The 15,443-nt window shown below is 39.5% G+C and carries 11 protein-coding genes and 1 pseudogene; 1 reads left to right on the top strand and 11 read right to left on the bottom strand.

Going from position 1 to position 15,443, the window contains the following annotated elements; translation table 11 throughout:
• Positions 1-108: 108 nt before the first annotated feature.
• On the top strand, positions 109-2,463 hold the full coding sequence (locus NA23_RS04870; RefSeq protein WP_033190885.1) for a homocysteine S-methyltransferase family protein: 2,355 nt from the start codon (positions 109-111) through the stop codon (positions 2,461-2,463).
• 29 nt (positions 2,464-2,492) lie between these two features.
• On the opposite strand, the gene NA23_RS04875 is transcribed toward NA23_RS04870, so the two are convergent.
• The 11 genes and pseudogenes from NA23_RS04875 to NA23_RS04925 all read right to left on the bottom strand — a co-directional run bounded on the left by NA23_RS04875 (position 2,493) and on the right by NA23_RS04925 (position 15,359).
• Positions 2,493-2,888 carry a hypothetical protein gene (locus tag NA23_RS04875; protein WP_033190884.1) on the bottom strand — a complete coding sequence of 132 codons (396 nt, stop codon included), beginning with the start codon at positions 2,886-2,888 and terminating at the stop codon, positions 2,493-2,495.
• A 26-nt stretch (positions 2,889-2,914) separates the two neighbouring features.
• Entirely contained in the window at positions 2,915-3,184 is a 270-nt protein-coding gene (locus tag NA23_RS04880) for a hypothetical protein (RefSeq protein ID WP_128998097.1), read from the bottom strand.
• Between the two features lie 277 nt (positions 3,185-3,461).
• Positions 3,462-4,712: a hypothetical protein gene (locus NA23_RS04885; RefSeq protein WP_236938616.1), complete on the bottom strand. Its 1,251-nt coding sequence runs from the start codon at positions 4,710-4,712 to the stop codon at positions 3,462-3,464.
• Between the two features lie 37 nt (positions 4,713-4,749).
• A complete protein-coding gene (locus tag NA23_RS04890; RefSeq protein WP_236938618.1) occupies positions 4,750-5,898 on the bottom strand; it encodes an alanyl-tRNA editing protein in 1,149 nt (382 codons plus the stop codon).
• A 25-nt stretch (positions 5,899-5,923) separates the two neighbouring features.
• Positions 5,924-7,297 carry a glutamate--tRNA ligase gene (gene gltX / locus NA23_RS04895; protein ID WP_033190882.1) on the bottom strand — a complete coding sequence of 458 codons (1,374 nt, stop codon included), beginning with the start codon at positions 7,295-7,297 and terminating at the stop codon, positions 5,924-5,926.
• Positions 7,298-7,320: 23 nt separating this feature from the next.
• Positions 7,321-8,496: an alkaline phosphatase family protein gene (locus tag NA23_RS04900; RefSeq protein WP_033190881.1), complete on the bottom strand. Its 1,176-nt coding sequence runs from the start codon at positions 8,494-8,496 to the stop codon at positions 7,321-7,323.
• Entirely contained in the window at positions 8,496-10,907 is a 2,412-nt protein-coding gene (locus tag NA23_RS04905; protein ID WP_033190880.1) for a sugar ABC transporter permease, read from the bottom strand. Before NA23_RS04905 ends, NA23_RS04900 begins: the two co-directional genes overlap by 1 nt.
• Positions 10,907-11,125: pseudogene (locus NA23_RS04910) on the bottom strand (maltose ABC transporter permease); the annotation flags it as partial. The gene NA23_RS04905 and the pseudogene NA23_RS04910, both read right to left, overlap by 1 nt.
• Positions 11,126-11,129: 4 nt before the next feature.
• Positions 11,130-12,329: an IS110 family RNA-guided transposase gene (locus tag NA23_RS04915; RefSeq protein ID WP_236938321.1), complete on the bottom strand. Its 1,200-nt coding sequence runs from the start codon at positions 12,327-12,329 to the stop codon at positions 11,130-11,132.
• A gap of 180 nt (positions 12,330-12,509) precedes the next feature.
• Positions 12,510-14,021, bottom strand: coding sequence for an ABC transporter permease subunit (locus tag NA23_RS04920; RefSeq protein ID WP_236938620.1), 1,512 nt, complete (start codon positions 14,019-14,021; stop codon positions 12,510-12,512).
• 150 nt (positions 14,022-14,171) lie between these two features.
• Positions 14,172-15,359: a sugar ABC transporter substrate-binding protein gene (locus tag NA23_RS04925; protein ID WP_033190878.1), complete on the bottom strand. Its 1,188-nt coding sequence runs from the start codon at positions 15,357-15,359 to the stop codon at positions 14,172-14,174.
• Positions 15,360-15,443: the final 84 nt, after the last annotated feature.

The raw sequence follows: 15,443 nt of genomic DNA on the forward strand, positions 1-15,443 counted from the left end.
TCCCCTTATTCTTTTGAATCCCGCTGTACAATACTACAAAAATACCAAATGTATGATATTATATAGAAAAAACAGCCATAATAAAAGAAAAAGGGGAGGAGTGAAGAGTTGAGTAACTTAACCAGACAACAGTTTTCTGAGCTCCTATCACAAAGAGTTTTGTTCCTTGATGGTGCTTACGGAACTGAGCTTTTCAAAAGAGGCTACATAAAGAACCGAGAACCTATAGAATTACTTAATATAACAAATCCCGACGCTGTCCTATCGCTTCAAACCGATTATGTAAATGCTGGTGTTGATTTCTTGCTGACAAATACATTTAGTGCAAACAGGCACAAACTAATGAAACTAGGGTATGACCAATACTTTGGCGAGATTAACCGAGCTGCTGTAAAGATAGCTAAAGAAGCTGCAAAGACTTCAGATAAACCAGTTTACGTTCTTGGTGATATCTCTTCTGTAGGCGAAATGATAGAACCTCTTGGAGAGCTGAAATCAAAGTATGTATACAATATCTTCGAAGAGCAGGTTGAAGCACTCGTTGAAGCTGGTGTCGATGGGATTATAATTGAGACAATGAGCGATATCAAAGAAGCAAAGCTTGCATACTTGGCAGCAAGAGAAGTCGCCCCGAATCTACCTATTCTGGTAAGTATGACCTTTGAGGAAAACAGCGTTGCAGTAACAGGGACCAGTTTAGAGTTATATGTCGCCTTATTCAACGACCTTGATGTTGACGTAATTGGTATCAACTGTACGTTGACACCTGATAAAATGGTTCCGCTCGTGAGGAAATTGGCCGGATTATCAAAAAAGCCCATTTTTGCAGAACCAAACGCAGGGAAACCAGTCTTATCCTCCGATGACAGATTGACTTACAAAACTACTCCAGAAGAATTTACAGTCTATGTTGAAGATTATGTGGAACTTGGTGCAAATATTGTCGGTGGGTGTTGTGGGACAGGTCCTGAACACATCAAGTACATGGTTCAACATATTGGCTTGAAGAAACCAAAGACAAGAAAAATAAATCAACTGGACGTAATCACAAGCAGGGTCCATATGTTTAATGTGGAGCCATTTTTAATTGTTGGTGAGCGTATAAATGCTTCTGCGAAGAAAAAACTACACAACGAGATTCGCGAATTCAATTTTGAGCATGTTTTGAAACTTGCAAAATCTCAAGAACAGGAAGGTGCTCATGCAATTGATTTGAATTTTGGAATAGAATCTGTACTGTTGGAAGAACACTTTTCTAAAGTTATTGTAGAGCTGGACAGGATCGTTAGTATCCCCATTTCGTTTGACATACAGCACAATGAATTCCTCGAAAGCGCATTAATTGAGTATCCTGGAAGACCTTTGATTAATTCTTCAAAAGCACTACCTGAAGAGCTTGATAAGAAAGTAAAGCTACTTAAGAAGTATGGCGGACTATTAGTTGTTCTTGCGATGGGTAAGGAGATACCAAAAACAGCCGAAGAGAGGTACGAGCTTGGTAGGCGTGCTATTGAATATCTGGAAATCCAGGGGATAGACCGTTCAAGGATTTTTGTAGACCCACTGGTTTTGCCCATAGGAGCAAACCAGGATTACAGTGTAACGCTTGACACCATTAGGATGCTCTCTAATGACGGTATCCGAACGATACTTGGGCTTTCAAACTTCAGCTTTGGAATGCCAAACCGCGACGAGCTAAACGCTTCGTTCTTAGCTTTAGCAATGCATTCAGGACTATCTGCAGCGATTTTAAATACGTCAGAGGAGCTAACAATGAGAATTCTGCGTGGGATGAAGCGAATTTTGGGTAAGGAGGCTTCCCAGTTTGGCGAGGAAATAAAGAGTAGTGAACTGGTCAGCTTACTCCTTCGCGGAAATATAAATGAAGCCGAGAAGTATGTGCTGTCTTTCTTAGATACGTTAACGCCACTTGAGATAATTCAAACAGTGCTTGCGAAATCGATGGAAGAAATAGGAAATCTCTATGCTGACAACAAAATTTATCTCCCACACCTCATACTTGCTGCGGAGACTTCAAAACCCATATTCAGTAAGCTACTTTCTATGGTAGCTGAAAAAGACTCTGCGATATTAGGCAGGATACTACTTGCAACAGTTGAAGGAGATATCCACGATATCGGCAAGAAGATAGTTGGAACGGTTCTTGAGAGCGCAGGGTTCCAAGTAATCGATATAGGCAAGGACGTTCCCGCTGAGGTAATTCTTCAGAAAGTTAAGGAACTTAATCCAGATATAGTAGGTTTGTCGGCAATGATGACAACAACCGTTTCCCAAGTCGGCCAAGTCGTGAAAACTCTTAGAGAAAACGGAGTAAGTACGCCAATTATTGCTGGTGGTGCCTCTATGAATGAAGAATTGGCACAACGCTTTGGGAGTTATTATGCAAAAGACGCTCAGGAGGCTGTTAAATTGTGCAAAAGGATTTTGAATGTCGATAAATAAAATAAGGAGGTCCGATTGGGACCTCCTTTTTAACCCATTTTCGAATAGTATTCGGTAAGCAATTCGAACATTCTGTCAATTTCCTGAAGTTTTGCTTCCTTGACTTCATTTGGCAAACCTGACATCAATATAGCCCTTCTTAGAGCGTAGTAGCGGTAAGATGCATCCCAGTAATTATCATTTGGGGTTAATCCGAAAGTTTTAAAAGCTCTTAGTAATTCCTCGTTGTCGATGCCCTCTACTACGTTTTTTGTTTTTTGGAATTCACGTCTGCGTCCTACGTTCGTTTCTGATTCAGGTTCTGTGAAAAACCTTAGGAGAATGTACAGTGTGTAAAAAACCAGGAATATCGCAGCTATTCTGAGAATCAAAAAGATCCAACTGATCGGTGGCACTGGAAAATAGTAGTAAAATTCAAAATCCATGCTACCACCACCTTAAGCAAAAAAACTCAACTCATCTTTGAATAGTATTCAGTTAGTATTTCATAAGCTTTTGCTAATTCTTCAAGCATCATCTGCCTTTTTTCTTCGCTGATTTTCATTTTATTAACCTTCTGCACAAGCTCATAGTATCTTTCGCTCACTTTTGTGTAGGAGACGTTCGAGCGAAGACCAAGTATTCGGAACGCCTGTTGTACGTCGGGACTATCAAAATGTTCAGCAGTTCTAATTGAACTTTTTAACTCTTCTTTATATTCATCTCTTTCGTTTTGATACATGTTTTCAGTTTCTTCGGATGAATTGTTTTGCTGAACGCTTTTTACAGTTTTCCGTTTTGGAAAGATTAATACTACCAAAAAAACTATTAGAGGTAAGGCGACAAGCAAAACATCTCGCAGCAGCGCTCTCAAAAAGACTGAAAACCCGAAAGGTAATATCACTCCTAATAAAGGTGCTAAAAAGGAGAAAGCGAAGAGAAAAATTACTATTGAAACGAAACAACCCAAGCAACTCTTACCACTAGTTTTTATACTTTTCGCGTGATTCATACGGTTATCACTTCACTGTACCCTTCTGTATTATTGAATCCCCTTCTACGTACGATACAAATATGGCTGATGATTTGACCTTTTTGCCCAACATTGTGTTGATAAGAGGCTCGAAATTGAGGAAAATGCCCATAAAATACTTGGGATCGTAAACTGATGTGAAGAACGTCCTATCACCTGGTTTATATTTGCTCGGATTCACTGTGTATGTAATCATTCTGTCATTCTTTATAAGGATATAGCTTTCCATTCCATCTTCAGTGGTTAAAACGCCGTACCTTTCAGAACCTATGGTCACATACTTCTTCACTTCATCAGGCATTTTGAAACCTGTTCCAAAGACTACCGAGTAAGAAGAAAGAGTAGGCTGAGATGTTGTTTGGTTAGATTTACTACTCTGATTTTGTCCTTGTGAATCACTACTCAGCAACACACTGACGGTCGAAGCGATATCAGCAGAAAGGTACATAACACCTGTTACGTTTAGATTTGTTATATTAAAGTTCGAGACTAAAGCATCGATGAATGTCTTTTTCAAAGCGTCAGGAATAGATCTGTTAATAAATATCAGCAAATCTCCTCCCACATTTTTATCAGCAAGCAAGTCTACAGGTTTCGTGTTTTGCAACGTTTTGAGAACATTTTTCGCATCAGGAGTTTTGGCATCCAGCTTTTGGTAGAATGAAAGTGCATTGTTTTCTATCCTTATGTATCCGTATCCCTCAAACGTAATTTTTCCATCTGTGATGTTTGAATACGTCACGCCGAGGTTACCTTTGAGATTTGCCAGTAAATTAGCAGGAGCTTTTCCGCCACCAACTTGACCGTCAGAATAAATGAAGTAATTCTCAACGAATTTCACTTTTTTTAGCGTGTCTTCTTCTAAGAAACTCTCTAAGACCTTTTTAACCTTTGTTGTACTTTTCACCGGTCCCAATACAACCGTGAGATTTCCGTCCTTATTAATTGCAACGAGCATTTCTTTACTGAACAAATCAAAATCATCCAATGTGTATTTCATAGACAAAAGTTGTTGTTCCAAGACACCTCTTACAAGTGATTCTAATCCAATGCCCGTATCAGCCAGCAATGTTTGACCAATTGGTAGCGCTTTAAAAGCATCGTAAGCTTTTGGAACATCAGGAATGTAAAGAATCGTAGAATAATCCTTTGGTAAGAACTTCAAAGCATCGGAAAAAGCAAAAACAGTTAGCAAAGCTATTAGTATGAAACTGTAGAACTTCTTCGTCATTTGCATAATAGACACCTCCACTTAAACTTTAGATTAGGTTTCTTTACTTTTTGTACGTTTCTTGGAACACTACTTCAAGTTCACTTAGTGAAACTCTTTTTTCAGGTAAATACTGTGCGAATTCCTGTTTCCCTCCGCCTTTGCCACCGTACTTTTCGATGAGCTTTTTAACAAATTCTCTTACATCGTACTTCTTAGAAGCAACGATGTACTTACTACCGTCGTAGAAAACTAAGAACTCATCTTCAATACTTTTTGAGAGAAAGTTTCCAACTTCGGTGTAACCTTCTAAGTAAACAAATTCTTTGTTCTCTACAGCTTTCTTCAATACTTCAGCATACTCTTGAGAAATTTTTGAGAGCAAGGAACTTTTTTCTTTAAGTTCATTAAGCAATTTCTCAACGCGTAAGTTCAACTCATCGACAGAAGCAGTGAGCTGTCTTGAGAGATTTTTTAGCACGTTGTTATACTTTTTAAAGTACTTCAGAGCCCTTTGGCCCGAAACAAAGTACATTCTTGTAAGGTTCCCTTTCACTTTTTCCATATCTATAACTTTTATAACACCTATCTCACCAGTGTTATCAACATGGAAACCTCCGCAAGCTGAGACATCCAAATTAGGTATCTTTATTAATCTTACCTCGCCTTTTACTTTGTCGCTTAACGGTTTTCGCAGCTCAAATGCCTTAACACCTTCAACGTCTGTTATTATTTCTTCAACGTTCACGCAGAATTGGATTATTCTGTTTGATAAATCTTCCGCTTCTTCAATAACCTCAGGTTCTATGAACGGTATGTCCAAATCTATAGTTGAGTACTCTTCCCCCATACGAAAGCTAACAGTTTCCACTTCTGCAACTTCGATAAAAGCTGCTGATAGGATGTGCTGGGCGGTGTGCTGCTGTGCTATATCCCTTCTGCGTATTTGGTCAATTTCTACGTCGTACGTTCCAGGTTCAATTTCAGTTGCAAGTTCGTGAACAGTATATCCGTCTTTTTCAGTTACACCTAATACATCGATACCTCCAATTTTTCCCCTATCTCCAAGCTGACCACCTTTGCCATCAGGATAAAAAGGCGATAAGTAAGCGTATGCATAATATCTCCCACTTTTCTTCTCCACTTTAATAATTTCTACTTTATTACCTTTATACAATGATTGTATCTTCAAAGCTTTCAACCCCTTTTGCAACAATCAAAACCTTCCAGCTGTCGACTTATGCACTGATATTTTTGACAAACTCGAGAGTTCTTTGAAGCCTTGATAATGTTTTTTCTTTCCCCAAAACAGCTATACTTTCGAACAGCCCCGGTGTAACCAGTCTACCAAGTAAAGCTCCTCTAATTGTTTGGAATACTTTGTTAGTTCCCAAACCAAGTGTGGTAGCAATCTCTCGCAATGTTTTTTCAATGCTTGAGATGTCGTAATTATCTAATTGAGAAAACTTCTGTACTGCCAACTCAATAATATTTATCGTTTCAGGCTTTCTTGCAAACTTCTCGACATATTCTTGTGAATACTCGTATGTATCATCTACAAATGGCAATGCAAATTCGTATAGTTGCTTTAGCGTGTTGACCTTTTCTCGACAGATTTCCAAAACTTCTTTTGGAATTTCCTTCTCTGCTCCCACGTATCTTCTCCATTCTTCGAACTGATTATAGAGTTCTTCTGTTGTAAGCATTCTCATGTGTTTCCCATTAACCCATTCGAGTTTTTGATAATCGAATACAACGTTCTTATTGGAAATCTTATCTGGTGTAAACGACTCTATTTTTTGCGTAAAGTCAAAAATCTCTTCATCGACACTCCAACCAAGGATTGCAAGATAATTAACAAGTGCTTTCGAAAGGTAGCCTTCTTTTCTGAAGTGCTCAACAGCTGTTGCGCCATGCCTTTTGCTTAAGGGTGTCTTGTCAGCACCAAGTATCAGAGGGATATGCATAAATTTCGGTGGTTCCCAACCGAATGCTTTGTAGAGCAGTATTTGTTTTGGCGTGTTCGATATATGATCCTCGCCGCGAAGCACGTGTGTAATTGACATCAAGTGATCGTCTATGACGACTGCGAAATTGTACACGGGATACCCGTTTGATTTCAGTATTATGAAATCATCCATATGCTCCGTTGAAAACTCAATTTCACCCTTTAGCATATCGTCAAACTTCACGGTTTCATTTTCAGGTACCTTGAAAACAACAGTATAAGGATTTCCATCTGTCGGCTCTTGCGTTGTTGTGTAAAGGACCTTTTTTGGATCGTCTTTATCATACACAGCAAAGTACGCGTGTCCTTCCTTTACCAATTCGTATGCGTACTGTTCGTATAAATGCAATCTTTCACTCTGTCTGTAGGGTCCATAGTCTCCCCCAATGTCTGGTCCCTCATCCCAAAAAAGTCCTAACCAGTTCAAATCATTCATTATCATATTTTCGGATTCTCGTGTTGACCTTTCCGTGTCGGTGTCTTCTATTCGGAGAATGAATTTACCTTTATGTTTTCTAGCAAAGAGCCAGTTGAAAAGCGCAGTTCTCGCTCCTCCTACGTGTAAGTAACCTGTTGGACTTGGTGCAAACCTTACTCTTACCATTACAATTCCTCCTGTTTTCCAATTTATCTTCTAATAAAGATAGCTGGCACAAAGACTTCATCTTCTGTCAGACTACCGTGCATCCCCGCAAGTCTTTCTTCACCACCGCTGTATAAGTAAGTGAAAGCGTTATTCCCCTTTGTTATCATTATAGCATCACCTATTCTATTGTACAACTCTGGGTGTATTCTACCCGGTCCGAATAACCCTACGTCTATGCCTTCTCTACTTGATAGGAAGACGCAACTTGATGGAAAATTTTCTTCAAAATAGCTTTTCAACGGTTCGTAATTGCTCTTTTTGGACAAGTAGAAATACATCATCCTCATTTCCCCGCCAGGTGGACATGCTAACAACCTGTTGAATGGGTCTGTTGATTTCAAGAAATAGTTTGTTGAGTTTGGTATTTGAACCATGCCATGATCAGACGTAATCACGAAAAGGGTATCGCTTGGCAGATATTCTTCTACGAACCTCTTGATTTCAATAAGTAACCTTGCCATTTCCATCTCGTAAGCTTCACTATCTGGACCTTTTTTGTGCCCTAAGCCATCCAGATATCCCCAATATATATATAACATTCCTTGCCAGTCTTCGGAGAGCCTTTTCTTTAATGTTGCAAGTAAATCGCCCATATAATAGTAGCCCATCACATGAGCGTTTTTGTGTATAAGGTAAGATAGTCCAGAATTTGAAATTGTAGCGTGCGTCATTACTCCCCCGTAGAGTCCTTTCTCTTTTAATAAATCAAAGACATTATCCAACCTGTGTAAGCGCTTTTTAATGAGACCGGCGAATATTCCGCCTTCAACACCGGGATATGTGAATTCTATCATGTTGGTTATTGAGCCTATCTCACGTAGGTAAAGGATATAACCAAGAAGGCCGTGTTCCTTAGGTGTCTTCCCTGTAAACCAACTTGTCACAGCTGCAACTGTTGTTGTAGGGAAGACACTAGAAACTCTTATTACATCTTTAAAACCTATACCCTCATTAATTTTAATGAACTTGTTATACCCCATCCCGTCAATTAAGAATATTACTATCCTCTTTATACCCTGGAAAAACCCCTCGAAGTTGCCTTCGAGGGGGAATTCTGAATGGTTTGAATGAATTCCAAAGCACTTAAGAAACGAAGAAACAAGGTTAACAATTGACTTGTTGTATTGTGGAGCAATCAACCCATCATCAGCAAGCATTATCCTTTGACCGCTCCTTTCACAAGCCCGCCGACGATATACTTTTGCATCAGTAAGAAGAGGATAACCATAGGAACCATACCTATCATCGCCGCAGCTGTGAATAGTCCCCATTGTGTCTCAAACGGACCTGTCGAGAATGTGTACAAACCTATTGCGTATGTGTATTGTTTGACGTCCTGTAATATAATCCTTGCGAGTACGAATTCGTTGAAAGTACCCATAAAGGTGAGTATAACGATAACTGCAAGTATCGGTGAAGCAAGTGGTAGAACGATTTTCACAAATGTTTGCCATCTTGTTGCACCATCGATGAGAGCTGCCTCTTCTAATGAATCCGGTATAGTATCGTAGTAACCCTTTATAAGGTACATGTTATACGCTATACCACCCAGATAAGCAAATATCAAACCAGATAGTTTACTCAACCCAAATCCTGGAATGTATTTTCCAGCAAATGACAAGAATGTGTAAATCGCAATCATATACATTATTGCTGGGAACATCTGGATAAGCAAAAGTGACATTATTCCGTACTTCCTACCTTTAAATCTCATTCTACTGAATGGATAAGCAGCCAAAGCGGTTACAGAAGTTATGATAATTGCCACACTTAATGATACAATCACACTATTCATAATCCACTTCAGCATGTAGTGATCTGGTTTTCTCTGCCAGATTTGATCAATTCTAAACGCAGCGCCATCGAGTTTCTTCAGCGCAGCGGAAAGTTCTTTAATGTTGAGCTTGTCTGACAATTCGGATGACTTTCTAGACATCACATTCATATTCGGTACCACGTTGTTCCTATACACAGAAAGAACGGTGTCAGTCAATCGTTCCATGGCAACTGGTCTAACCTTTACACCTGTTTTTGAGACCGGCATGAATTTTGGCCCCTGAATTTCCACATCTGCTAGGTAAAGCTTTAAGTCTTTTACAAATGGTTCGTAGTTTTGGGAGAATAATTCGTAGTTTGTAAACATATCCTTTGCCGTTCCTGGCCAATCTAGCTTGGAAGCTATCTTTCTTATCTTTGATTGCTTTTTCTGGTCAGTTATCATATTTGCAATATCCGTTGTGATTCCAAAAACCCTCTTAGATTGTATGTTAAGCAGTTGAAGTTGAGCAGGTAATTTCATATTAGCAACCATTGTCTTGATCTTTTCGAGTTGATCAATGGCTAGTCTTGCTTTGAGGTACAGCAAAGGATCGTGCAAAAGTTCATATGCTTTTGCAAGTTCTGTGTTTATTTTGTTAATTTCTTCATCTATTTGAGCTTGCCTACTTTTGTATTTCGATATCTCAGCTTGCAATTGTAACATTCTTTCTGTTGTCTTTTTCAATTTATTCATCAAATTCACGGTTTCGTTTATGGTGCTTGCTATTCTCGTTGTGAAAACATCTATCGTGTTCAAAAAGTCTGCAAACGGTGCTTTGTCCTTGTTTGTGGCTTGCGCCCATTTAGTCATAACTTCGTTGTATCCATTCTGAAAATCGGTTAGTGCTTGATCGATGTCTTTAAGATCATCAAATTGCTGTACGTTAAGTTGGATATCCTCAATTTGCTCAAGTGTTGCTTTGAAGCGCTCCAATATTGTGTTTTCATCTGGTAATGACTCTGCCGAAACATTTGAAATCTTTGCCGCGTCAAGCAAATCAGCACCAGACTTGAGAACTAGTGCGTATTCCTTTAGCTGTGGGACCAAGAATGAACGAATTGTTTTGGAAAGGTTCAGATACTGACTCTGATAAGCACGATATGTCCTTTCCAGTGGTTCAACCGTACTTTGTATTGTTGATTTCTCATTGTTGAGTTCTTCCAACCGAGCTTTCTTTTTTCCAATCATCTCTTCCCAATTTTCCTGTCCTGAATACGGGTCAACTTCTTGAATTGAGCTGAGGTCCTCTCCTCTGGAGTATAACTCATATGCAGCCACTTCCAAATATTTCGATGGCTTCGGGAATTCGAGTTCGTTAATGATGTTCTCCAGATCCGAAACGTAAGATTTTATGAGCTTGTCAGAGTTTTTCTCAAAATATTCATTCAGATAGGAAATAGCATCATCTATTGCCTTTTTCAGCTTTTCAGTCTCCTCAATATAAGACTTAAATCTTTTCACATCATTTTGGAAAAGTACTTTCGCCTTTTCAACCGTTATGTTGTCATGAGGAGGTGCCATCAGAATAAGAGCATCCATATCGGAAACCAGTCTGGGTCCGTTTTTCTCCGGAGCTATAAGGTCTACATAGTTTTGAAGTGTCATCCTGCTGCTGAACAGTTTCGTTGAAAACGCCGCATTATCACGTCTTAATGATGTAGAGACAACCCAAACAATTGGAAACAGGACAACGACAGAAACTATTATCAAAACTATATGAGTAAGCAATTTTCTTTCCTTTTTGACCATTATCTGTTCACCTCCTCGAAGGACCCGGACAAGCGGAAGTTGATGAAGCTCAAAGTTCCAACTATAAAGAATATCAGAATCGATATTGCAGAAGCAAAACCAAAGTCCTGACCACGTCCACCTTCAAAAGCAAGTTTGTATGTATATGAAATCAAAATATCCGTAGAACCCGCGGGGGTTGTAGTATTTGGCATTGCAGGTCCTCCACCAGTAAGGAGTCAACTATGCAAAATTAAATTTTTGTTTTGAGTGTGAGATAGCATAATCAATATTGAACTTCTCTTTCTTTCTCAACATTGCGTACAACGTTCGCAATAACTTGTGTACTACTGACATTATCGCTTTTTTGTACGGTATACCTTGCTGCCTTTTTCGTTCATAGTATGTTCGGAAATATTCGTTGTGAATCACTACACTCACTGCCATTAGCCATAGTATTCGTCTTAGGTGGGCATTGCCCCTTTTCGATATGTGTCCTTCTACTTTGCTTTTGCCTGATTGGGCAATGCTTGGATCGAGTCCACAATACGCAATGAGTTTTTTGTATGTACTAAATCTTGAGATATCTCCAACTTCTGCCAAGAAATGCATCGCGCTGTTTTCACCAATACCTGGTATTGACGTGAGTATCTCGATATCAAGGTTTATCGCACTACATTCGCAATATTCTTTCATCATCTTGTCGTATTCTTCAAGCTGTTGCTGTAAAAATTGTAGTTCTTTGATATTTTGCACAAGAATCTTTTCTTTCATCGGCCAATATTGAGCAATCGAGTTATTAGCGAGTTCTTTAAGTTTTTGAGCATTAAGTTTTGTACTTCTGCCACGGTCTTTGGAAAAGAACACATCCAGATTACGAGCCTTTTGAATAGCCTTGGCAGAAGGGAAATGAGAAAGAAGATTGAGGATAGTGTCACTGTAGATATTGGTAACTCTTTCGAGTTCAGGGAAAAGAACGTTGAGCAGTTTTTCGATATTGTCTTTAACTTTTGCGATGCGGTGGATAATGTTTTCGCGTGCTCTGACAATATCACGAAGCTCAGAGTTGACAAAAGCAGAAGAAGGAATTTGATGTTGTAGGTAAAACAAAGCAGTAGCGATAATGCGAGCATCGATTTTGTCGGTTTTGGTCTTTCGAAGAGAAGCAAAGTTTTTAACAGTTAGAGGATTAAAAACAGCGCAAGCAAAGTCGTTGGAAGAAAGGAAAGCCAGAAGGTTGAGATGATAACAGCCAGTAGATTCCATAGCGATGATGATGGATTGTTTTGGGAAGGCAGAGAGTTTGTTTGCGAAGGAGGAAAAGCCTTGCTGGGACATATCGAAAGAAGATTCGAAGATGATGGAACTGGGATTAGAGATAGCGCAGACGTTGAACTTATCCTTGGAAACATCGATGCCGACGAAAACAGGGAAGTTATCCATGAAAAATCCTCCTTTCGAATGATGAGGGCAGGGAGCCTGCTGAACCAATCCTCCATGCTGACGAGGGCTGAAAGCCCAACCAACTAATCATGGTTAAAGGCAGGCAACAGACTCCTTAAATGGCTTAAAAGCCAAGGTGACATAAGTTGTCCTGCCCTCAATTTTTTTAAGCTAAATTATTTATACCATATTTTTATGTAGGAGGTAAATATTGACGAAGTTATTAAAATTAAACGCAAAACTACCTACGAGCAGTGGTGCAATTGTGGTCATCAGGAGTGGGAACGTAATTTTCCAGAACCTCTGCCATTTGCTAGCACCATCTATTGCTGCAGCTTCATAGTAATCTTCCGGTATACTTTGCAAAGCACCCAGTGAGACAACCATCATATACGGAAAACCAAGCCATGTGTTAACTGTCAAAACAGCAACCTTGGCCCAAAACGGATCGTTGAACCACCTGATTGGCTCTCTACCAAACAACTGTGTGACTATGAACTTATTGATAATACCATATGTTTCGTTGAAGAAACCGTTCTTCCAAACAAGCACTGAAATAAACGCAGGAATTGCCCAAGGGATAATCAAGAGCGATCTGTAAACTGCACACCCTTTCAAGTTCGGATTGTTAAGCACAAGTGCAAGTATCAAGCCTATCACAAAGGTAAATAGAACACTCAAAGCTGCCCACGTAAAGTTCCAAACGAAAATCTTGGCAAAAGGTCCAGAAATGGTTGGGTCTGTGAATATCCTTGTGAAATTCTTCAATCCATAGTAAGAAATGTAACCACCAACGATTACCTTTTCACCCTTTTCGTTTATGTCATATATCGTACCATTTTCCTCAATTAGTGGTCTGTTCGTTATCGTATTAATAAGAACGGTCTTAACTATACTTTTTCCTTTCTCTATCGTTTCCGCAAGCCCAAGTTTATACATGTGTTTGATGTTGTACATAAACAACTTGCCTTCCTCGTTTTGCCTGATTGCGTATCTATTTCCATTATTATCAACGAATTCAATTTTACTCATTATTGGGAAAAGGATGTAGTACTTGAAGTAATCCTCGTTTATAGCTGTGGAACTGTCATCCGGATTGTAGAAATATCTGTATATCTTCCCATTATCTTTAATGAGCTCTATCCTTCCATTTTGTTTTTCTACACTTAATCCACTCTCGCTAAGCTTTATCAATTCCACTTCAGCAAGTATCAATTGACCAGCTTCACTTTTAAGTACACGATAGTCTCTTGCAACGTAGTAAGTCGAACCATCGAAAACTACGGTTCTAAAATCATTGGTTGGTTGTGTACCTTCAAACCTCACGTAGACACTGTAGTTTAGCGGTGAGCTATCCGGGACAATGTACGTATAAATAGGATCAACAAGCAGTCTCTCGACAATTTCTTGACGTGTCATGATGTGACCGGTTCCATAGTTTGTGAATGCTGTTCTAATTGTAAACGCAATAGGGTACAAAACGAGTATAAAGAGTAAAATCAAAGCGGGTATCATGTAACGATAAGGATAGGCATTTCTGTTGAGAATAAAAAAGTCTATCAAGAACACCAAAACAAATAGTGTAACAGACAGCTCATAAAAACCTCTTCCGAACAGGAAAATAGCACCAATTATGCTAAATACGGTGAACGCTACGAGCATAAGATATCCTATAGTTTTCCAAAACTTCATCGGTTCATCCTCCCTGCAGTCATTTTCGGACATTCCCTTGGTAAAACTTTTTCTGGAACTTGGTAACTCTAACTCTTTCTTCGTGAAAATTTATATCTTATTAAGAAAAAGCACGGGGGCATTCCCCCGTGCCCCTGATTTTCTATTTAATTACTTAATTTGTGCCTTTATCTGAGCAACTGCGTCAGCAAGTGCTTTTTCTGCTGGAACACCCTGGTCGAGTGCTTTAGCCAAAGCATCACCCATTGCTCCCCACACTGCTGCCATTTCTGGAACGTTTGGCATTGGCAGACCGTATTTTCCAAGGAAGTCAGCAAATTTCTTTGTGAGTGGATCCTTTGCCATAACAAGTTCGTTGACGTCTGTTCTGGATGGACACCTTGGGTCTGCTTGCCAAATTTGGTACATAATATCTTTTGTTGCGATGAATTTTGTCAGGAAGTCAAGCGCAAAGAGTTTGTTCTTGCTCTTTGCGTTGACCATGAAACCTTGTGCACCGAAGAATGGCTTTGGTTTCTTTCCGCCAGGAAGGTCTGGAATTGGGGCAACATCAAAGTTTATACCGGCTTGCTTATATCCTGGAACTGCCCATGGACCGTTGATGATCATTGCTGCCAAACCATCTTTGAACAGACCGTCCATTGTGTTGTAGTTGTCACCAGATGTGAGTATCTTTTCATCAACGAGTTTCTTAATAAGTTTCAGACCTTCGATTGCTCCTGCATTCGCAAGGCCAACATCTTTAACATTGATTTTTCCACTCTTGTCTGTTCCAAAAACATATCCACCCATGCCGAAGAATGCAAACGAGCTGAAGTAGAAGTTCTTGTAGTCGTAGATGAATCCCCTAACTTCACCGCCGTAGTCTTTTTCTATCTTCTTTGCAAGTGCGATAAGTTCATCGAATGTTGCTGGCGCTTTCTGTACGTAATCTTTGTTGTACATTAGTGCTGGACCGTCGAATGCATATGGTACACCATAAATCTTACCGTTGTAGGTAAATCCTTGAAGAGGTGCTGGGAAGTACTTTTCTTTTTCTGGAAGGTTAATTGGTTCAAGCAAACCGTTAACAACAAGTTCACCAACCCAGTCGTGTGCTCCAACGATGATATCTGGACCTTCACCAGCTGGCGCTGCCGTTAAGAATTTGGATTTAATATCTCCGAAGTTCACCTGAATAACGTCAACCTGAACACCGTACTTTGCTTTGTACTGGTCTGCAAGTTTCTTGAGAATAGGAACCTGTGCTTCCGATGTCCAAATGGTAATCTTCTTGGCTTGAGCAAATGCCAAGAAAACAAAAAGAACTGCCAATACTACTGTTAACCACTTTCTCATACGCTCTACCTCCCCTTTTAGGATGATGTGGAAACCTCTTATATTATACTACAACTTACGGTAAAGTGAACCAATTTTTGGAAA

Origin of the sequence: Fervidobacterium islandicum, assembly GCF_000767275.3 — a bacterium.
GTDB classification, from domain to species: Bacteria; Thermotogota; Thermotogae; order Thermotogales; family Fervidobacteriaceae; genus Fervidobacterium; species Fervidobacterium islandicum.